We start from the raw sequence: 20141 nt of genomic DNA on the forward strand, positions 1-20141 counted from the left end.
TGAACCGCAAAGATGCTCGTTTCTACCCACTTCTACTGGCGCCTATATGCCGGAAATACCCGGCTCCTTTATGCCGGAAGGTGACAGCTCTCACGCACGTGAGCGAGCCGCCGCGCAAGCGCGGGGGCGGCCGCTTGCCGCGCCGCATCGGGGCGTTCGCGAGGCCGTTCGAGCAGACTGACGCGCGTGCCTTGCCGGCTCGGCGCGATATAGCCCTCCGCGCCGAGCAGCTCGTACACCGCCGTCACGCTGTTGCGCGAGATCCCAAGTGCCGTCGCGAGCGCGCGCGAACCCGGCAATCTACTGCCGGACGGCAAGCGCCCATCTAGAATCGCCCTGCGGATTCGCTGATGCAGTTGCCTTTGCAACGATGTACCCGTTCGGTCTTTGACGAGCGGCGTTTCGAGCAAAAGTTCAAGGACAGGATCGGCGGACGCGTCGACGGCAAGCATGCGGTGTATGGGCTCCGTGAACGACGGGGCTCCGTGGCACCATCGAATAGTTTCTTTGTGGCTCTTTTCGTAAGCCACGAACGATTCTAAAGTCTTCGCTCGACCACACCAATCGGGGGAACCCATGACCACGCATACCAACGAATATGGCCAACCGATCGGCGCACCCGTACCTGGCTGGTCGCCGCGCCCGCTGCCCGGTGCCGTCAAGCTGGAGGGGACATACTGCCGCGTCGAACCGCTCGACGCGCAACGTCACGCGCACGATCTATTTGCCGCTTATCGGACGGCGCCGGATGGGCGGGACTGGACCTACATGGGCGTAGGCCCGTTCGATAACGAAGCCGCCTACCAGCAACATGCCGAAGCGGCCGCGCGCAGCACCGACCCGCGACACTATGCGGTCATCGATCGTAAGACCGGCAAGGCTGTGGGCACGTTGGCGTTGATGCGCATCGATCCGGCACACGGCATCATCGAGGTGGGACACGTGACGTTTTCTCCGCTGCTCAAACGCACGCCTATTTCCACCGAAGCGCAGTTTTTGTTGATGTCGTACGTGTTCGACGAACTGGGCTATCGGCGCTACGAATGGAAGTGCGACAGTTTGAACGCGCCCTCGCGGGCGGCGGCGCAGCGGCTCGGGTTCACGTTCGAGGGGATCTTTCGCCAGGCGCTCGTCTATAAGGGCCGCACGCGCGACACGGCCTGGTTCTCGATACTCGATTCCGAATGGCCCATGCAAAAGCAAGCGTTCAAGGCGTGGCTCGCGGCCGACAATTTCGACGAGCAGGGCAAGCAAAGGATGTCGCTTGACCAGATGCGTCGCTGAGCCGGCCGCGAACCGGCGCTGAACGGGTTTTAGACAACAGGCGTTAGACTCCCGGCGCCGGCTGGCCGATCGATTCGAGTTCGGCCAGCGTTTCCTCGGACAGTTGCAGTGCACCGGCGCGCAAATTCTCGCGCAGATGCTCGACCGACGACGTCCCCGGAATCAGCAAGATGTTCGGGGCCCGGTGCAGCAGCCACGCCAAGGCTGTTTGCATAGGCGTCGCGCCTAACTTCGCCGCGATCTCCGACAGCGCCGCTGACTGAATGGGCGAGAATCCGCCCAAGGGGAAATACGGAACGTAGGCGACACCTTGGCCGGCCAATCGATCGATGAGCGCATCGTCGTGCCGATGCATCAAGTTGTAGTGGTTTTGGACGCAAACGATCGGCGCGATGCTTTGCGCTTGCTCGATCTGCGTCGGCGTGGCATTGCTGATGCCGATGTGCCGCACGAGCCCATCTTGGCGCAACTGTGCAAGCGCCGTCATCTGAGCTTCGATCGATCCTTCGGCGGGGCCGTGCGTATCGAACATCAAGCGCAGATTGACGACGTCGAGCACGTCGAGGCCGAGGTTGCGCAGATTGTCGTGCACGGCCCGACGCAAATCTTCCGGCTCATGCGCCTTGAGCCAGGCGCCGTCATTGCCGCGGACGGCGCCGACCTTCGTCACGATCAGCAGCGATTCAGGGTAAGGGTGGAGCGCTTCGCGAATGATTTGATTCGTGACGTGGGGGCCATAGAAATCGCTAGTGTCGATATGGTTCACACCCGCGGCGATCGCTTCGCGCAATACGTTCACCGCCGCTTGGCGATCGCGCGGGGGACCGAATACGCCGGGGCCGGCGAGTTGCATGGCGCCGTAGCCGAGGCGGCGAACGGTGCGCCCCGCGAAGGAAAAGGTCGTTTCGATGGTGGGTGCCGACATGACGTTCTCCGTAAAAGGGGTTAACGGCGCCGAGTATGAGAGCGATTGCGCTGTTCGATAATCCGATTTAAGTTGAACGGGTTGTTCAAAATCAGGAACAGTGCGCAATGGATTTCAATGACCTTGCAGCGTTCGCGTCGGTGGCGCGAGCGGGAGGCTTTCGCGACGCCGCGCGGACGAGCGGGGTATCGGCGTCGAGTTTGAGCACCGCGGTCAAACGCTTGGAGGCCAAGCTAGGCTTGAGGCTGCTCCACCGTACGACGCGCAGCGTCTCGCCCACGGAAGCGGGCGCGCATTTGCTCAATCGGCTCATGCCGCTATTCGGGGAGATGCAGGAAGCCCTCGACGTATTGAATACATTCCGCGATACGCCTACCGGGACGCTACGGCTGAACGTGCCGTCGAGCGCCGCGCTCACGTTTTTGCCGGACCTCGTCAGTGCATTTATCGAACGCTATCCGGGCGTGCGCGTGGAAGTGCTGGCCGAGGACGGGTTCGTCGATCTTCTTTCGATCGGCTGCGACGCGGGCATTCGTTACGACGAGCGGCTCGAGCAAGACATGATCGCGGTCCCCATTGGCCCGCGCATGCAGCGCTTCGTCACGGCGGCCGCGCCGGCTTATCTCGATGCGCGTGGCAGACCTGAGCATCCGCGCGAATTGCTGGAGCATGCGTGTCTACGCGTTCAGTTTTCCGGGGGCGCGATGGTGACTTGGTCCTTCGAACGCGGCGAGGAGCGTTACCAATTGGATCCGCCGGGTCCCTTGCTCGTCAAACCGGCGCTGGCGCTCGATTTCACGATACGCGTCGCGGCGGCCGGCGGCGGCGTCGTTCATTTGTTCGAGGAGATGCTGCGGCCCTACATTGATCGCCGGGCGCTGGAGGTGATCCTCGAACCTTGGCAGGTTTCATTCACCGGTCCGTTTCTGTACTACCCGGGCCGCCGTCACGTGCCGGCGCCGCTACGCGCCTTTATCGACTTCATTCGGGAGCGGTCCGTTTGATGCCGTGGCGCCTTTGCGCCGCTAAACCTTATAGGGCACTCGCACGCCCGGTTCGTCGGCGGGGAAATCCTTCGTATTGCGAGAAACGAGCAACATCGAGTTGATGTCGGCGGATGCCCATACGATGGCATCCGGCAGGCGGATGCGCCGATGCTTGCGGATTTCCACGGCTCGGCTCGCGATGTCACCGTTGAGCCCAATGACGTGGAACGAAGAGAGCCATCTCCGAATGGCCGCCTCATCGTCAGGGGAGGTGCCGACGAGCACCTCCATCCAGCTAATAATGCTGATTGCACGCTGCTCGTACCGTGCCAGTTCCTTCTTGGCCGCCGCGATGCCGCTTAGATAGTCGATGAGGATGTTTGTATCGAAAAGCGCTTTCACCATTCCGAACGAAGCTCCTGCTGGTACTCGAGTCCGTCGATTCTCTTGCCTTTCCACAGACCGAAGACATCGCCGCCAAGGCCGCGTTTGTGCGACGCGATATACGCTTCGATGGCCTCGCGGATGATCGCGGCCCGTGGACGTTGTTCCTCCTCAACGAGTGCAGTGAGCTCGGACAACTGCTCCTCAGGGAGGTCGATCAAGATTCGACTCATGGCAGTAACTCCTAACATGATATCGCTATCATATATCATTTCTATCATACATACATCATAGTTTTTCTTTACCTTGCCCGAAATAACCGTCGTTTGTCCGCCACGCGGCGACGAGGGGATACTCCCGCCATCGAGGCGGCAACGTGCCCACCGAACTGATGCCGAAAGGAGAACAAGACCCGTGAAGCGTAAAGTCATTGGCCTGTGCGCGACGGTCGCCCTTGCCGCTTGTGCAAGTGCCGCGATGAGTCACGCCGCCGAAAGTCAGAACGATGCCGTTAAGAAAACCATCGATGCCGTCATCGAACCGCTCATGCGAAAAGACGGCATCAACGGAATGGCCGTCGGCGTCGTCGACGGCAGCAAGCAATATGTATTCAACTACGGCTTGGCATCGGTCGACACAGGCCGGCCCGTCACGGAGCGAACGCTGTTCGAACTCGGCTCCGTCAGCAAAACGCTGACGGCGACACTTGTTTCCTATGCGGCCACGAACGGCGATCTTTCGTTGTCCGATCCGGTGAGCAGATTCCTACCGGCATTGCGCGATACGAAGTTTGGGGAAACACAACTCGTGAATCTCGGCACGCACACGCCCGGCGGTGTCCCGTTGCAGGTGCCCGACGACATCGAAAACGACGACGGCCTTATCCGTTATCTGCAGGCTTGGCGGCCCACCTACGCAGCGGGTACGTATCGCACCTACTCGAACGTCGGCATTGGCGTGCTCGGCATGATCGCGGCGAAAAGCTTGGATGGCGACTTTGCGTCGCTGATGCAGCAGCGGCTATTTCCCGCGCTGGGTATGAACAGTACCTTCATCGATGTTCCCGCGGCGCGCGAAGCCGATTACGCGCAGGGCTACAACAAGCGTGGCGCGCCGGTTCGGATGTCGCCCGGCATGCTTTCGGCACCGGCCTATGGCGTCAAGGCCACGGTCCTCGACGTGCTGCGCTTTCTCGAAGCGAACATGAATCTCGCCAAGCTCGACGGCAAATGGCAGCGCGCCGTCACGCAGACGCACACCGGCTACTATCGCGTGGGACCGATGACGCAGGATCTGATTTGGGAGCAATACGCGTATCCCGTGACGCTGGACGCGTTGCTGCAAGGCAATTCAGCGGCCGTTATCCTGAACCCGACGCCGGTTCAGCCGATCGAACCGCCTCAGGTGCCCATCAAGAACGTGTGGATCAACAAGACAGGTTCGACGAGCGGCTTCGGCGCCTATGTCGCTTTCGTCCCGCAACAGCGGTTGGGAATCGTTTTGCTGGCGAACAAAAACTTCCCGATCGACGAGCGTGTGCGCGCCGCGTATCGGATCTTGAGCACGTTTGCGTCAGATCGGCAATAACGAGCGAGAACCGCGGCGAACCGTTATCATGGCTTCCGGTTCAGGGCCGCCGCCGCGGATTTCGAAGGCATGCATTGACGTCGCCCCTGCAATGAATTGATTCATGTATGCATCGACAATTACAAGAAAACCTAGGGCTGGCGACAGATTTATTGCTCCATGCGCAAATCGGCTCCGTCTCGCATGACGGCCGTTACGCGATCATGCGCACCGCGCAGGCGCCGGAGTATTTTTCCGGCAACATGCTCGTCCTCGACGCACCTCCCGGCAACGACGAACGCGAACGTCTGGAGGAGGATTTCGCGCGCTTGATCGGTACGCCGCCGCGGATGTTGCATCGGTCGTTCGCGTGGCCGGAGGCCGAGGGCGCCGTCCGCGACTTGGACGCCTATGTCAGTCGCGGCTATGAAGCGGCCGCCTTCACCGTACTCGCGGCCGACCGCAATGCCGTGCGTTCGCTCGAAGTGAACGAGGCCGTCGAGGTCAGGCTGTTCAACGGCGATACGGAGCGCGATTGGGACGATTGGCTGCGCATGTCGCTGGCCGAGATGCCCGATCCCGAAAACGAAGTGTCTCGCCGCTGCGTCGAGTTCCAGCGCTCCGCTTATCGAGGACTGATCGAGCGGCAGTGGGGCAATTGGTGGGGCGCGTTTATCGACGGTGAGATGGTCGGCAGCCTAGGCCTCTTTTTCTTCGGCCGTATCGGGCGGTTTCAGTCGATCATGACGCGCGAGGACCAGCGCAATAAACGCGTTTGCCGCACCTTGCTCATGGAAGTCGTCAAGCGGGCCGCCGCCGCTCGCGATCGCCTCGTGATCGTGGCCGACGAGCAGCACCATGCGATCCGGCTATACGAATCGCTGGGCTTTACGCCGCAGGCGCGGATCGGCTCGCTTTGCCAACCTTCACTGGCTTGTCAGCGTCAAGCCGACTGAGTTGCCACCGCGCACGTCGACCTTATCGGGCTGAGCTGGGCGCCAAATTGAACGTGCGCCGGTCGGCGTGGTCGATGACCTATTGGCGAGGCCGCAGACGATAATTAAGTAAGCCCAGCAAGTAGTCCTCTCCCAGTTGGTGGCCTAAATCGGCTAGCAATCGAAAAAGAATTGTTATTTAATTCATAGCAACGCCGCGAGTTCGGGGTCGACGGCGTCGAAACTCATTCAAGAAATTAAGGAGAAGAAGATGAGTGCGCGTTTTCGGGGGACTGTTGTTGCCATGCTGCTGACAGCTGGCTTGACGGGGTGCGCCAATACCCTGACGTCTATAAATAAGACGGAGGAACTGCTTACGGGCGCGGCACCGCTAGTTACGGATGACATGGACACCGTGGTTGACGGCAAGGAAAAGCAGTACCTCGGTAAGGTTCTATCGCAATCCGAGCAGAAGTGCCATCTCTTCGTTGGGTCACTTTCGGCTGCGGCGCGGACCAGCGATTCCGTACTAGACGTCGGCACAACGATCTTCTCGGCACTGGCTACGGCGTTTCACCCTCTCACGACAGTTCATGCGTTGACCGCGGGCGCCACTATAACGTCCGGGTCTAAGACAGCGCTCAACGCCGATATCTATCAGAAAGAAACCGCACCCATCATCGTAAAAGCGATTGAAGATACGTACTACAAAGACTATACCGATTACGTATACAAGCTGAGCGGTGAAACGGAGGTCGTTACATCGTTAGAAGTGGCAAAGATACGTGCGATTCACCGCGAGTGTGCGCTGGATGCCGCTCTGTCCCACGTGCTCAGCGGGCAGCCGTCCAGGCTCGCTGACCACGAGCATGGGGCGCATCTCAGTACGACGGATCTCGTAACGGGTGCACGCTTTTCGGTGTCATCCGGCGATATCTACGTCGTTGTCGCCGGCCCCGCTAAAGGTAGCGATGTACTGAGCTATAGTAGCCTGGAGCCGGCGGGTACATCGCTTTCAGCCGCGCGAACTATACCGACCAAAGATTTTTTGAGAATGGTGTCGGGCCAGTAATGGCGCATCAGGCGAAATCCGTTCCATACCGACCGTTATGTTCGCATACTCAACCAACTGCGATGCCTGCCACGCGAGAGGAGGCGTGCGCCGCTGGTATCCTCACGGTCATGCATCGCACTTCCGTCGACAAGTCACGCTCAGCCACGCGGCTGGCCTGCGCCGAGCCGCCGAGCGCAACGGTGCCGATCTCCCTCGTGAAGGCTTTTCTCGCGGGTGCGCAAGCGCGGCCGGAAACCATCGATCGTTATTTGGAAGAGGCCGGTATCGCGCCCGAGTTGCTGGCCGAGCCCGGTGCGCGCGTGACCGAGGAGCAATTCTCGACGTTCTATCAAACGATCGCGATCGCGCTCGACGACGAGATGCCGGGCTTCTTTAGCCGGCCGCTGCGTAGCGGAACGTTGAAGTTTCTTTGCTTGAGCTTGCTCGATGCGCGCAGCCTCGAGACGGCGCTGCACCGCTTTTGCCAGTTCTTTCATATCGTGCTCGACGACTTCCGCCTCGAGTCGCGGCGCAGCGGCGCGGTCGGCCAACTCACGTTGCGCCCGAATCCCGTATTTCATCGGATCGGGCCGTTGGGACACGAGTTGATGCTCAAGCTCGTGCACGGTGTCGCCTCCTGGCTCATCGGGCAGAACATTCCGCTTTTGCAAGTCGATCTGGCGTGTCCGCGTCCGGCCCACGCGCTCGATCACCGATACTTTTTTTCCGGGCCGGTTCGCTTCGATTGCGATGGGACGCTGATGCGCTTTAGCGCCGCGTATCTCGACTTGCCGATTCGGCAAAGCAAGCGCAACTTGGGAAAGTTTCTAGCGCGTGCGCCGGGCGATTGGATCTTCGGTTCGTTCAGCGAGCAACTGATCAGTCACCGCATCCGTCAATACCTGGCGGCGCAATTGCCCGACTCGCCGACGATCGAGCAAGCCGCGGCGAACCTGCATTGCTCGGTGCGAACGCTGTGCCGGCGCCTGGCGGCGGAAGAGACGACGTTTCAGGCGTTGAAGGACGAACTGCGCCGCGATATTGCGATCCAACGGCTAACCGAAACGGATCAGACGATCACGAAAATCGCGGGTGATATCGGCTTCGACGATCCGAGCGCGTTCCACCGCGCGTTCCGGCACTGGACGGGCAGTACGCCCGGCACCTACCGCCGCCGCGCTTAAGTTCGAAGCCATCCTCACGGCGCATTTCTGGCCAGATTTGTCAGTAGCCGGTCCTGTTTGGACAGCCCGCGGCAACCATTTATCGTTACGATCACGTTCAAACCATCGTGACGTGGCTGCATTTGTCATACGGCGCCACGCCGCGCTTCCCTCCCTCATTTGGACTGTGCGCTATGAGCTATACCGCTCCGATCAAGGACATGCTGTTCGTGCTGAAAGAGTTGGCCGGCCTCGATACCGTGGCCGGGCTTCCCGGTTTCGAGGAGGCCGGCTTCGACACGGCCCAAGCCGTGCTCGAAGAATCGGCCAAGCTATGCGAGCAAGTACTGGCGCCGCTCAACGTGGAAGGCGATCGCAACCCGAGCAGTTGGAAGGAGGGCGTGGTTACCGCGACGCCCGGCTTCAAGGAGGCATTCCGTCAGTTCGTCGAGGGCGGTTGGCAAGGCGTGCAGCATCCGGCCGAATACGACGGCCAAGGCCTGCCGAAGCTGATCGCAACGCCGTGCATCGAGATGCTCAATGCGGCGAACCTGTCGTTCGCGCTGTGCCCGCTGCTGACGGACGGGGCCATCGAAGCGTTGTTGACGGCGGGCAGCGAGGCGCAGAAGCAACGCTACGTGCCCAAGCTCATCTCGGGCGAGTGGACGGGCACGATGAATCTGACCGAGCCGCAGGCGGGCTCCGACCTCGCGCTCGTGCGTACGCGAGCCGAGCCGCAAGGCGACGGCACGTACCGGTTGTTCGGCACGAAAATCTTCATCACGTGGGGCGAGCATGACATGGCCGAGAACATCGTCCATCTCGTGTTGGCCCGCACGCCGAACGCGCCCGAAGGCGTGAAAGGCATTTCGCTGTTCATCGTGCCGAAGTTCATGGTCGGCGAAGACGGGACGCTCGGCGAGCGCAACGACGTGCACTGCGTATCGATCGAGCACAAGCTTGGCATCAAGGCGAGTCCGACGGCGGTGCTGCAGTTCGGCGATCACGGCGGCGCGATCGGCTATTTGATCGGCGAAGAGAATCGCGGGCTGGAATACATGTTCATCATGATGAACGCGGCGCGTTTCGCGGTGGGCATGCAGGGGGTGGCAGTGGCCGATCGCGCCTATCAAAAGGCGGTGGCCTACGCGAAGGAGCGCGTGCAAAGCCGGCCCGTGGACGGCTCGGCCAAGCAGGCCGTGACGATCGTTCATCATCCCGACGTGCGGCGCATGCTGGCGACGATGCGCGCGTTGACGGAAGGGGCGCGCGCGCTCGCTTACGTGGCGGCGGCGCATAGCGATATCGCGCATCGCCACGCGGATGAGCACGTGCGCGCCGAACACCAGGCGGTCTACGAATATCTGGTGCCGATCGTGAAGGGCTGGAGCACGGAGATGTCGCTCGAGGTGACGAGTCTCGGCGTACAGGTGCATGGCGGGATGGGTTTCATCGAGGAGACGGGCGCGGCGCAGTACTACCGCGATGCGCGCATCTTGCCGATTTACGAAGGCACGACGGCGATTCAGGCGAACGACCTCGTGGGGCGCAAAACGCTGCGCGACGGCGGCGCGGTGGCGCAGGGGCTGCTGCGCGAAATCGACGGCACCATCGAAGCCTTGAAAGCGCGGAACGATGACGCCTTGCGCTCCATCGCGACACAACTCGAGTCCGGCCGGCAGGCGATGGCACGTGTGGTCGAGTTCGTCGTGAAGCATGCCAAGACCGATCCGAACGCGGTGTTCGCGGGCAGCGTTCCTTACCTGAAACTTGCCGGCATCGTGCTGGGCGGCTGGCAGATGGCGCGTGCCGCGCTGATCGCGACCGAACGCAAAGCGCAGGATCCGTCGTTCTTCGGCGCCAAGATCCCGACCGCGCAATTCTTCGCCGAGCACGTGCTGCCGCAGGCTGCCGCGCTGGAAACGTCGATCGTCACCGCGAAGGGCGGTGAAGGCTGGCTCGCCTTCGACGTCGAACAATTCTGAGCATGACTGAGCACCACTGAGCACGAAGGAATCACGAGCATGACGACGAGCGCCACGCAACGCGAATCGATGGAATACGACGTGGTGATCGTCGGCGGCGGCCCAGCGGGCCTATCCGCCGCGATTCGCCTCAAGCAGCGCGCGGCGCAAGAGGGCGCCGAGATCGGCGTCTGCGTGCTGGAAAAAGGCTCCGAGATCGGCGCGCACATCCTCTCGGGCGCCGTCATGGATCCGCGCGCGATCGACGAGTTGATTCCCGATTGGAAGGAAAAGGGAGCGCCGCTCGATGTCCCGGTCACGGAGGACCGCTTCTTGTTCTTATCGAAGACGGGTGCGACCTCCGTTCCGAATTGGATGTTGCCCGAGAACTTCAAGAATCACGGCAACTACGTGATCAGCTTGGCGAACGTCACGCGCTGGCTCGGGCAGCAGGCCGAGGCGCTCGGCGTCGAGATCTTCCCGGGTTTCGCGGCAGCCGAAATCCTGTACGCGGAGGACGGCAGCGTCAAAGGCGTCGCCACGGGCGACATGGGGATCGGCAAGGACGGGCAGCCGCTCGATAATTTCCAGCGCGGCATGGAGTTGCATGCCAAATACACCCTGTTTTGCGAAGGCACGCGCGGACATCTCGGCCGCCAACTGCAGGACGTCTTCAAGCTGCGTGACGGGGCGGACCCGCAGGTGTACGGCATCGGCATCAAGGAGGTATGGGACATCGATCCCGCCAAGCATCAGCCGGGCCTCGTCATCCACACGGCCGGCTGGCCGCTCGACACGCAAACGTACGGCGGCTCGTTCCTGTACCACATGGGCGATAACCAGGTCGTCGTCGGTTTCGTCGTCGGGCTCGGCTATACGAACCCGTATCTCTCGCCGTTCGAGGAGTTCCAGCGCTACAAGACGCATCCGGCGATTCGTGCCTTCTTGGAAGGAGGTAAGCGCGTCTCGTACGGCGCGCGGGCGATTACCGCGGGCGGGCTGCAATCGCTGCCGAAGCTCGTATTTCCGGGCGGCGCGCTGGTCGGCGACGAAGCGGGTTTCTTGAACGCGTCGCGCATCAAGGGAAGCCATGCGGCGATCAAAACCGGCATGCTCGCCGCCGATGCGGCCTTCGATGCGTTGCGGGCCGGACGGCAGGGCGACGAACTCAGCGGCTATCCGCAAGCGTTCGCCACGTCGTGGCTCCATGCGGAGCTGCACAAGGGCCGCAACTTCAAACCTTGGATGAGCAAGGGCTTGTACGTCGGTACGTTGATGGTCGGTCTCGAACAAAAGCTGTTCGGAGGCAAGGTGCCATGGACGCTGCGCCATCGGCATTGGGATCACGAGACGCTGCAAGCCGCGTCGCGCTGCAAGCCGATCGATTATCCGAAGCCCGACGGTAAGTTGACGTTCGATCGTCTGTCTTCGGTGTTTCTGTCGAATACGAATCACGAGGAGAACCAACCCGCGCATCTGACGCTCAAAGATGCGAGCGTGCCCGTGCAAGTCAATCTGAAGACGTATGCGGGCCCGGAAAGCCGCTATTGTCCGGCCGGTGTCTACGAGTTCGTCGTGGACGAAGCCGCCGGCGAACGGCTGCAAATCAATGCGCAAAACTGCGTCCACTGCAAAACGTGCGACATCAAGGACCCGACGCAAAACATCGTATGGGTGGCCCCCGAGGGTGGCGGCGGACCCAACTACTCGAATATGTAGCGGTGCGGCAGCAGGCGAATCGGAAGGATCAGACGGATCATTGAGGAGAAGGTATGAACAAGGAAGTGGTCGTTGTAGGCGGCGTGCGCACCGCCATCGGCAAGTTCGGCGGCAGCTTGAAGGACCTCGCGCCGACCGAGCTCGGAACCATCGTCGTGCGCGAAACGCTGGCGCGCGCCGGCGTCGATCCCAAGCACGTCGATCATGTCGTGTTCGGCAATGTCATCGCCACCGAGCCGAAGGATTTCTATCTGTCGCGCGTGGCCGCCATCGACGCGGGCATTCCCGAAACCACGCCCGCGTTCAACGTGAACCGTTTGTGCGGCTCGGGCCTACAGGCGATCGTGTCGGCGGCGCAAACGATCTTGCTGGGCGACGCGCAAGTGGCGATCGGCGCCGGCGCGGAAAACATGAGCCGTGCGCCCTATGTGGCGACCGACGCGCGCTTCGGCGCCCGCATGGGCGACATGCGCTTGATCGACATGATGCTGGGCGCGCTCAACGATCCGTTCCACGGCGTGCCGATGGGGATCACGGCCGAGAACGTCGCGCGTAAATACGGCATCTCGCGCGAGGACCAAGATGCGCTCGCGCTCGAATCGCACCGGCGCGCCGAGCGCGCGATCGCCGAAGGGCGGTTCAAGCGGCAGATCGTGCCGATTACGCGTCGAGTGAAGGGCAAGGACGTCGTGTTCGACACCGACGAGCATCTGCGTACGCAGGCGACGATCGAAGACTTCTCGAAGCTGCAACCCGTGTTCGATCGCGAGAGCGGGACGGTGACGGCGGGTAATGCGTCGGGCATCAACGATGCGGCCGCGGCGGTCCTCTTGATGTCGCGCGAGGCGGCCGAGCGCCACGGCGCGAAGCCGATGGCGCGCCTGGTGGCGTACGCGCATGCGGGCGTGGACCCGCTGCATATGGGTATCGGCCCCGTGCCGGCGACGCGGCTCGCACTCGAACGGGCGGGACTGAGCGTCGGCGACATCGACGTCGTCGAGGCCAACGAGGCCTTCGCCGCCCAAGCCTGCGCGGTCACGCGCGAGCTTGGTTTCGATCCCGCCAAGGTGAACCCGAACGGCTCCGGTATTTCGCTCGGCCATCCGATCGGCGCGACGGGGGCGCTGATCACGGTCAAGGCGATCGACGAGTTGCATCGCATCGGCGGACGCTATGCGTTGGTCACGATGTGCATCGGCGGCGGCCAAGGCATCGCCGCGATTTTCGAAAACCTGCTGTGAGTCCGGATATAGCCATGACGATTCAAACTTTGGGCGTGATCGGCGCCGGGACGATGGGCAACGGTATCGCGCAAACGGCGGCCGTATCGGGATTGAAGGTCGTCCTCATCGACGTGACCGAGCAGGCCTTGGCCAAAGGCATGGCGGCCGTCGGCTCGAGCCTCGAGCGGCTCGTCGCGAAAGGCAAGCTCGATGCCGCCGTGCGCGACGCGGCGCTTGCTCGGATCGAAACGTCCACCGATTATCAACGCCTCGCGGCCGTCGATCTCGTCGTCGAAGCGGCCACCGAGAATCTCGAACTCAAGACGCGCATCCTCAAGCAGATCGAAACGATCGTCTCCCCGAGCACGATCGTCGCGTCGAACACTTCCTCGATCTCGATCACGGCGCTCGCCGCGACGCTGGCCGAGCCGGCGCGCTTCATCGGCATGCACTTTTTCAATCCGGTGCCGTTGATGCCGCTCGTCGAGATCATTCGCGGCCTGCAAACGAGCGACGCCACGGCGGCGACGGTGGCCGAGCTCGTCACGCGGTTCGAGAAGTCGCCCATCAACGTGCGCAATAGCCCGGGCTTCGTCGTCAACCGCATCCTCGTGCCGATGATCAACGAGGCGTTTTTCCTGCTGGCCGAAGGCGTGGCAACGGCGGAAGAGATCGATGCCGGCATGCGGCTCGGCGCCAATCATCCGATCGGCCCGCTGGCCCTCGCCGATCTGGTGGGACTCGACGTGTGCCTCGCCGTGATGGAGGTGTTCGTGGAGGATTTCGGCGATCCGAAGTACCGTCCGTGCCCGCTGCTGCGCGAGTACGTCGCGGCGGGGCGCCTGGGCCGCAAGACGGGGCGCGGCGTCTACGAGTACGCGTAACGCAGAGGTGCCCTAAGCACCTCCCATCGCGACGGACACCGCTTCTCGCATCAGGGCGATGAACCGCAGTAGCCGCGATGGGTAATGCTGCGCGTGCGGATAGAGCAGGTACACGGGCAGCGCCTGCGCCTGCCATTTCGGCGCGAGTTGGACCAAACGGTTGCCGGCCAGGTCTTCGGCCAGCAGCCAAGCCGAACTTGCGCATGCGCCCATTCCCAGCAGGGCCGCGCTGCGCAGCGCATAGAGGTTATCCGTGCTGATTCGCGGGCGGATGGGGATCCGCCGCGTTTCGCCGGTTTCCTCATGCGTGAGCGTCAACTCGGTGCGGTAGTAGGTGCGCAACGCCATCCACGGCATCCCGACGAGCTCGTCGGGCTCTTGCGGCACTCGGCCGTCTTCGAGCAACGAGGGGGCGGCCACCACGATACGCGGCACCTTCGATAAGCGGATCGCCACGACGGCCGGATCGTTCGGCTCCCCCACCTGGATCGCGCAATCGATCCCCTTGGCGATGAAGTCGCGCACGTCGTCCTGCAGCAGCCACTCCACCTGAACGCGCGGATAGTCCTTCAAATACCGGACAAGCGGCTCCACCAATCTTTGCTGACCGAACGCATGCGGCACGGCCACGCGCAACAGTCCCTCGGGTTCCTCTTGCGCGCCACGCACTTCGGCTTCGAACGAGGCCCAACTGGCCAGCAGCTCCTTGGCGCGGTTGAAGCACCGCTCGCCGTCCACCGTGAGCCGCATGGTATGCGTTGAGCGGTGCAGCAAGCGCACGCCGAGCGAGCGTTCGAGCGCTTGCAGGCGACGGCTGACCGTCGGTTGCGTGGTGTTCAACTGCGCCGCGGCGGCTGACAAATTGCCCGATTCGACTATACGTACGAACGTCTCCATAAGCTGGAAACGCTGACTCGCGCCTTCCAACGAGGAATCGGCGGCGTTTGCCGTGCCAGGACGGACGCGGGATGGGCGAATTTTTTTGTTCATACGCCGAGCGTATAACAAATGTGCGCGGCACGGTACTACCGGTGTTCGACGCACTGCGTCAAACTGCCGTCCATTCCTTCGATTTCTGTCTGGACGCTACCGTCATGACCACAACGCAAACCTTGCAGACGACGCCCGCCAGCGCGTCGCCAGCGCATTCCCAATCGGCGGGAGCTGCTGCCGCTTCTTTGTCGCCGCGCCTCGTCTTGCTGTTGGCCGCGGCCGCCGGACTCGGCGTCGCGCCGCTGTACTACTGCCAGCCGATGCTCGGCGTGCTCCAATCCGATATGGGCGCATCCGCGCGCGCAGTCGGCATGGTGCCGACGCTGACGCAACTCGGCTATGCCGTCGGGATCTTGCTGTTGGCTCCGCTCGGCGATCGCTACGACCGGCGTCGTGTCATTCTCGCCAAAGCAACGGCGCTCGTCCTCGCGCTGCTGCTCGCGGCTGTCGCACCGTCGATCGGCTTGCTGATGGCAGCGAGCTTCGCGATCGGTTTGTCGGCGACGATGGCGCAAGACGTCGTGCCCGCGGCTGCCGTGCTTGCTCCTGACGCGCATCGCGGCAAGGTGGTCGGCACCGTGATGACAGGACTCTTACTCGGTATCTTGCTGTCGCGCGTCGTCAGCGGCTTGGTGGCGGCTCACTACAGTTGGCGTGTCATGTTCGTCGCAGCGGCCATGAGCGTGGCCGCGATCGGCTTGGCCGCGCAACGGGGGTTGCCTGTCTTCAAGCCCACCACGCATCTTTCGTATCGCGCGTTGATTGCCTCGCTCGGGCATCTTTGGTGGCACCAACGGGCGCTGCGCCGTGCTGCGATTGCGCAAGGTTTGCTGGCGATGGGCTTTAGCGCGTTTTGGTCGACGCTGGCCGTGTTCCTGCACGGCGCGCCGTTTCACTTCGGCAGCGCCGTGGCCGGCGGCTTCGGCCTGGCCGGGGCGGCCGGCGCCTTGGCCGCGCCGATCGCGGGGCGCTTGGCCGACCGCCGCGGGCCGGAGGTCGTTACGCGGCTGGGTATCGGCATTGCGACGATTTCGTTCGCGGCGATGGCGCTCGGCTCTTTCATGACGCCCCACGCGCAGTTGGTGCTGTTGGCCTTGGCGACGGTCGGATTCGATCTCGGCGTGCAAACCACCCTGATCGCTCATCAGACGATCGTCTACGGTATCGATCCCGCGTCGCGCAGCCGTCTGAACGCGGTGCTGTTCGTCGGCATGTTCATCGGTATGGCGGCGGGTGCTGCCGTCGGCAGTTTGATGCTCGCGCAGTGGGGGTGGATCGGAGTGATCGCGATGGCCGTGACGACCTCGCTCGCCGCGCTGGCCGTGCGGTTGTGGCCGCGGTAAGCGAAGGCGGCCGCGTTACCCCGAAGAAGCATTACACCGACGCGGCGATATGTTCTCGCAGCCATTGATGAGCGGGATCGCGGTGCGCCCGCTCATGCCATAGCATGCACATCTCGTAGCCGGGCACATGGACGGGAGGCTCGGCCACGCGCAGCGCCGGATTGCCCCGCACGAGCCGCAACGGCGCCATGGCTACGAGGTCCGTGCTTGCGACCGCCGACACTAAAAATAGAAAGTGCGGGACGGAAAGCACGACGCGTCGCGTGAGTCCGATCGCGGCGAGCGCTTCGTCCGTGACGCCATGAAACCCGCCCCCGTCGGGCGAGACGATGACGTGTTCCAGCTTGCAAAACTGCGCCATCGTGGGCCGCCGCTTCAAACGCGGATGATCGGCCCGGCCGACCATTACGTAGCGTTCGGCGAACAGGACGCGCCGCCGCATGGATTGCGGCGCTCCATCGGCCGTATGAAACGCGAGGTCGATCTCGCCTTGCTCGGCTTGCTTCTCGAAGCGCGGCGGCACCATTTCGACGACGGCCAGCCGGCTATTCGGCGACGCCGGGCGTAGTGCGCGCAGCGCCGGGAGCACGATCGTCGATTCGGCGTAATCGGTCGCGGCGAGCCGCCAGGTTTCGCTCGCCGACGCGGGATCGAATGCTTGCTGCGGCGCGACCGTGCGCCCAAGCGCATCGAGTGCCTCGCGCAACGGCTCGCGCAACTCGTCCGCGCGCTTGGTCGGCAACATTCCGCGAGGCCCCGGCAACAGCAAAGGATCGTCGAATATGTCGCGCAGTTTCGCGAGTTGAACGCTGACCGACGGTTGCGAATAGTGCAAACGCTGCGCCGCGCGCGTGACGTTGCGCTCCGTTAGAAGCACGTCGAGCGTGACGAGCAGATTGAGATCGAGACGTCTGAGGCGATTATCCACGGCTATACCTCGAATTCTAGCAATTCATTTCTAATATAACGCGGCGCGCTCTACGCTGTGTCGTCAGTCACACAGGAGATCGATGTCATGAATGTATTGCTCGTCTATGCGCATCCCGAACCGACGTCATTGAACGGCGCGTTGCGGGATTTTTCGGTAAAGCGGTTGGAAGCGGCGGGGCACGCGGTGCGCGTCTCCGATCTCTATGCGATGAATTGGAAGGCCGTGGTCGATGCCGGCGACAGCACCGAGCACGTGCCGGGGACCGCCTTCAATGCGTCGCTCGAATCGAAGCGGGCGTTCGCGAACGGCACGCAAAGCGCGGATATCGCCGCCGAGCAAGACAAGCTGAAATGGGCCGATGCGGTGATTCTCCAATTTCCGCTCTGGTGGTTTTCGATGCCGGCGATCCTGAAGGGATGGGTCGAGCGCGTCTATGCGTACGGCTTCGCCTATGGCGTCGGTGAGCATTCGGATCAGCGCTGGGGCGACCGATATGGAGAAGGCTCGTTGGCCGGCAAGCGCGCGATGCTCGTCGTCACGGCCGGCGGATGGGAGCCGCATTACGGTCCGCGCGGAATCAACGGGCCGATCGACGACATCTTGTTCCCGATCAATCACGGCGTGCTCTTCTATCCGGGCTTCGACGTCCTGCCGCCGTTCGTCGTCTATCGAACGAGCAAGATGGACGCGGCCCGGTTCGCTCAAACCTGCGATGCATTGGGGCGGCGCTTGGACGAACTCTGGAGCACGAGGCCGATTCCGTATCGGCGGCAGAATGCCGGAGACTACGAGATCCCGGAATGCACGCTGAAAGAGGATATCTTGCCGGGGCAGGCCGGGCTTGGCGTGCACATCGCTAAATAGCGCGCACGCGGCGGCGCGATACTTGAGAAGGGCGTCGATGTTGACAAGGCATTTTGGTGCATCTAGTTTACTGGACATTGAATTCCATAAAACTAGATGCTATGAACGTTCATGACACGATCGCCCGCCGCGTTCGCGAACTGCGCGACGCCAAGGGCTGGTCGCTCGATGCGCTGGCCGAGCGCAGCAAGGTCAGCCGGTCCAATATTTCCTTGATCGAGCGGGGGCAAAGCAGCCCTACCGCGATCGTACTCGACAAGCTTGCGATGGCTTTCGGCGTCTCGCTGGCGGCGCTGTTCGAGCCGACGGAGCAAGTGGCGATTGCCGAGCCGTCGCCGCATTGCTCGCGTCACGAGCAATTGCAGTGGACCGACCCCGAGTCCGGTTATGTCCGGCGCAATCTGTCGCCGCCCGCCTGGTCGCCGATTCAATTAGTCGAGGTTCAATTCCCGCCCGGTAAGCAAGTCGCTTACGAGACCGGCCTGCGCGATGCCGATATTCATCAGCAAGTGTGGATCATCGACGGGGCAATGGAAGTGACCGTGGGGGAGCGTCAATGGCGTCTGGAAGCCGGCGATTGCCTGGCGATGAAGCTCGATTGCCCGATCGTATTTCGCAATACCTCGCGCAAGAACGCACGCTATCTGGTCGCGCTGAGCAAGCCGTCCTCCAACGAATCGCGGAGCCACTCATGAAGACGACCGAGACCGTGACGATACGGCGTGTGGGTACCAACGAGGCGATGGCATGCGTGGAGGCGTTGGCGGACGTATTGATCGATTGTGTGGAGGGCGGGGCATCGGTGAGCTTCATGTTGCCGATATCGCGCGATACCGCGATGCGGTTTTGGCGGCGTGTGGCCGAGGGCGTCGCGTCCGGCGAACGCATCTTGCTGATCGCCGAAAACGAGGCGGGGCGCATCTTGGGCACGGTCCAATTGATTACGGCACAGCCGGAGAATCAGCCGCATCGCGCCGATGTCGCGAAGATGCTCGTGCATCGCGACGCCAGGCGGCAGGGCATCGCGCAGCGTTTGCTCGCGGCTGTCGATGAGCATGCACGCGAGGCGGGTAAATCCGTGCTCTTGCTCGATACGGTGACGGGTGGGGATGCGGAGCGTCTTTACGAACGCGCGGGGTGGCTAAAGGTCGGGACGGTGCCGAATTATGCGTTGATGCCCGATGGCGCGTTTTGCGGGACAACGTTTTTTCATAAGCAACTCGTATAGTAGGCCTCCCTATTACGCAAGCGCGGCGATCGAGGCCATCCATGAACAGCTTTCCTTGTACCGTATGGTTCACCGGCCTGAGCGCGGCCGGCAAGACCACGCTAGCGCATGCGCTTGCCGCATGGCTCGAGACTCGATCCGTTATGAGCGAAGTGCTCGACGGCGATGTCGTCCGGCAGACCTTATGCCGAGATTTGGGTTTCTCGCCCGAGGATCGCAAGGAAAATGTCCGGCGCGTGGCGCAGCGATGCCAAGAACTCAATGACGCCGGGGTCGTGGCGATCGCGGCGCTGGTGTCGCCGTATCGTGCCGACCGCGAGGCGGCGCGGCGGGCAATCGGTCGGGAACGATTCGTCGAAGTGTTCGTTTCGACGCCCCTTGCGGTATGCGAGGCGCGTGATCCAAAAGGGTTATACGCCAAGGCTAGGGCGGGAGAGATTACGAATTTGACGGGCATCGGCGATGTCTACGAAATTCCCCTAGATCCCGATTTATCGATCGATACGAGTGCGCAGACGACCGAAGCGGCCGTCGATGCGATAGCGATCATGCTGGATTTCGGCGGTCTGCATAGCGCACCTCGTGTGCCGGAAAGCGAAAAGCGATAGTGCGATTCAAATAGCTTTCGAGATATCCGATTTGTTTTTGCCCGATCGCGCATACGAATATCGATCCGACAGAACTGTATTCCTCGT

The 20141-nt window shown here is 62.3% G+C and carries 21 protein-coding genes; 15 read left to right on the forward strand and 6 right to left on the reverse strand.

The window, feature by feature from the left end; genetic code table 11:
* Window positions 1-68 precede the first annotated feature (68 nt).
* Window positions 69-452 (reverse strand): GntR family transcriptional regulator, encoded by a 384-nt coding sequence (locus tag DXT59_RS13335; RefSeq protein ID WP_116137370.1) that lies wholly within the window; start codon window positions 450-452, stop codon window positions 69-71.
* A gap of 124 nt (window positions 453-576) precedes the next feature.
* Between DXT59_RS13335 and DXT59_RS13340 the strand changes: the two genes are divergently transcribed.
* Window positions 577-1284 (forward strand): GNAT family N-acetyltransferase, encoded by a 708-nt coding sequence (locus DXT59_RS13340; RefSeq protein WP_116137371.1) that lies wholly within the window; start codon window positions 577-579, stop codon window positions 1282-1284.
* A gap of 43 nt (window positions 1285-1327) precedes the next feature.
* On the opposite strand, the gene DXT59_RS13345 is transcribed toward DXT59_RS13340, so the two are convergent.
* Window positions 1328-2209, reverse strand: a complete 882-nt coding sequence (locus tag DXT59_RS13345; RefSeq protein WP_116137372.1) for an aldo/keto reductase family oxidoreductase — start codon at window positions 2207-2209, stop codon at window positions 1328-1330.
* Window positions 2210-2316: 107 nt separating this feature from the next.
* Here DXT59_RS13345 and DXT59_RS13350 point away from each other — a divergent pair, with 107 nt between their 5' ends.
* Window positions 2317-3213, forward strand: a complete 897-nt coding sequence (locus DXT59_RS13350) for a LysR family transcriptional regulator (protein WP_116137373.1) — start codon at window positions 2317-2319, stop codon at window positions 3211-3213.
* A 21-nt stretch (window positions 3214-3234) separates the two neighbouring features.
* Here DXT59_RS13350 and DXT59_RS13355 read toward each other — a convergent pair whose 3' ends face one another.
* Entirely contained in the window at window positions 3235-3600 is a 366-nt protein-coding gene (locus DXT59_RS13355; RefSeq protein ID WP_116137374.1) for a type II toxin-antitoxin system VapC family toxin, read from the reverse strand.
* Entirely contained in the window at window positions 3594-3812 is a 219-nt protein-coding gene (locus DXT59_RS13360) for a ribbon-helix-helix protein, CopG family (RefSeq protein WP_116137403.1), read from the reverse strand. Before DXT59_RS13360 ends, DXT59_RS13355 begins: the two co-directional genes overlap by 7 nt.
* 244 nt (window positions 3813-4056) lie before the next feature.
* On the opposite strand from DXT59_RS13360, the gene ampC reads away from it, so the two are divergent.
* The 8 genes from ampC (at window position 4057) to DXT59_RS13400 (ending at window position 14087) form a co-directional block, all read left to right on the forward strand.
* Entirely contained in the window at window positions 4057-5166 is a 1110-nt protein-coding gene (gene ampC / locus DXT59_RS13365; RefSeq protein WP_116137375.1) for a class C beta-lactamase, read from the forward strand.
* Window positions 5167-5273: 107 nt separating this feature from the next.
* The gene (locus DXT59_RS13370; protein ID WP_116137376.1) at window positions 5274-6101 is read left to right on the forward strand and encodes a GNAT family N-acetyltransferase; all 828 of its coding nucleotides are present in this window, start codon (window positions 5274-5276) and stop codon (window positions 6099-6101) included.
* Between the two features lie 250 nt (window positions 6102-6351).
* A complete protein-coding gene (locus DXT59_RS13375) occupies window positions 6352-7152 on the forward strand; it encodes a hypothetical protein (RefSeq protein ID WP_116137377.1) in 801 nt (266 codons plus the stop codon).
* Between the two features lie 110 nt (window positions 7153-7262).
* On the forward strand, window positions 7263-8318 hold the full coding sequence (locus DXT59_RS13380; RefSeq protein ID WP_116137404.1) for an AraC family transcriptional regulator: 1056 nt from the start codon (window positions 7263-7265) through the stop codon (window positions 8316-8318).
* A 173-nt stretch (window positions 8319-8491) separates the two neighbouring features.
* On the forward strand, window positions 8492-10282 hold the full coding sequence (locus tag DXT59_RS13385; protein ID WP_116137378.1) for an acyl-CoA dehydrogenase: 1791 nt from the start codon (window positions 8492-8494) through the stop codon (window positions 10280-10282).
* Window positions 10283-10321: 39 nt separating this feature from the next.
* A complete protein-coding gene (locus DXT59_RS13390; protein ID WP_205417424.1) occupies window positions 10322-11980 on the forward strand; it encodes an electron transfer flavoprotein-ubiquinone oxidoreductase in 1659 nt (552 codons plus the stop codon).
* 53 nt (window positions 11981-12033) lie between these two features.
* Window positions 12034-13221 carry a beta-ketothiolase BktB gene (gene bktB, locus DXT59_RS13395; protein ID WP_116137379.1) on the forward strand — a complete coding sequence of 396 codons (1188 nt, stop codon included), beginning with the start codon at window positions 12034-12036 and terminating at the stop codon, window positions 13219-13221.
* 14 nt (window positions 13222-13235) lie between these two features.
* Window positions 13236-14087: a 3-hydroxybutyryl-CoA dehydrogenase gene (locus DXT59_RS13400; protein WP_116137380.1), complete on the forward strand. Its 852-nt coding sequence runs from the start codon at window positions 13236-13238 to the stop codon at window positions 14085-14087.
* A gap of 12 nt (window positions 14088-14099) precedes the next feature.
* On the opposite strand, the gene DXT59_RS13405 is transcribed toward DXT59_RS13400, so the two are convergent.
* The gene (locus DXT59_RS13405; protein ID WP_116137381.1) at window positions 14100-15077 is read right to left on the reverse strand and encodes a LysR family transcriptional regulator; all 978 of its coding nucleotides are present in this window, start codon (window positions 15075-15077) and stop codon (window positions 14100-14102) included.
* Window positions 15078-15181: 104 nt separating this feature from the next.
* On the opposite strand from DXT59_RS13405, the gene DXT59_RS13410 reads away from it, so the two are divergent.
* Window positions 15182-16423 carry an MFS transporter gene (locus DXT59_RS13410; protein ID WP_116137382.1) on the forward strand — a complete coding sequence of 414 codons (1242 nt, stop codon included), beginning with the start codon at window positions 15182-15184 and terminating at the stop codon, window positions 16421-16423.
* Window positions 16424-16454: 31 nt separating this feature from the next.
* Here DXT59_RS13410 and DXT59_RS13415 read toward each other — a convergent pair whose 3' ends face one another.
* Window positions 16455-17366, reverse strand: a complete 912-nt coding sequence (locus DXT59_RS13415) for a LysR family transcriptional regulator (protein ID WP_116137383.1) — start codon at window positions 17364-17366, stop codon at window positions 16455-16457.
* A 72-nt stretch (window positions 17367-17438) separates the two neighbouring features.
* On the opposite strand from DXT59_RS13415, the gene DXT59_RS13420 reads away from it, so the two are divergent.
* The 4 genes from DXT59_RS13420 (at window position 17439) to cysC (ending at window position 20054) form a co-directional block, all read left to right on the forward strand.
* Window positions 17439-18218, forward strand: coding sequence for an NAD(P)H-dependent oxidoreductase (locus tag DXT59_RS13420; RefSeq protein WP_116137384.1), 780 nt, complete (start codon window positions 17439-17441; stop codon window positions 18216-18218).
* Window positions 18219-18319: 101 nt separating this feature from the next.
* Window positions 18320-18913, forward strand: a complete 594-nt coding sequence (locus tag DXT59_RS13425) for a helix-turn-helix domain-containing protein (protein WP_116137385.1) — start codon at window positions 18320-18322, stop codon at window positions 18911-18913.
* Window positions 18910-19446, forward strand: a complete 537-nt coding sequence (locus tag DXT59_RS13430) for a GNAT family N-acetyltransferase (RefSeq protein ID WP_116137386.1) — start codon at window positions 18910-18912, stop codon at window positions 19444-19446. The genes DXT59_RS13425 and DXT59_RS13430 overlap by 4 nt, the downstream gene beginning before the upstream one ends.
* An 11-nt stretch (window positions 19447-19457) precedes the next feature.
* Window positions 19458-20054 carry an adenylyl-sulfate kinase gene (gene cysC / locus DXT59_RS13435; protein WP_275895777.1) on the forward strand — a complete coding sequence of 199 codons (597 nt, stop codon included), beginning with the start codon at window positions 19458-19460 and terminating at the stop codon, window positions 20052-20054.
* The last annotated feature ends 87 nt before the right edge of the window (window positions 20055-20141 follow it).

Source organism: Trinickia diaoshuihuensis, from assembly GCF_003390925.1.
Taxonomy (GTDB): Bacteria; Pseudomonadota; Gammaproteobacteria; order Burkholderiales; family Burkholderiaceae; genus Trinickia; species Trinickia diaoshuihuensis.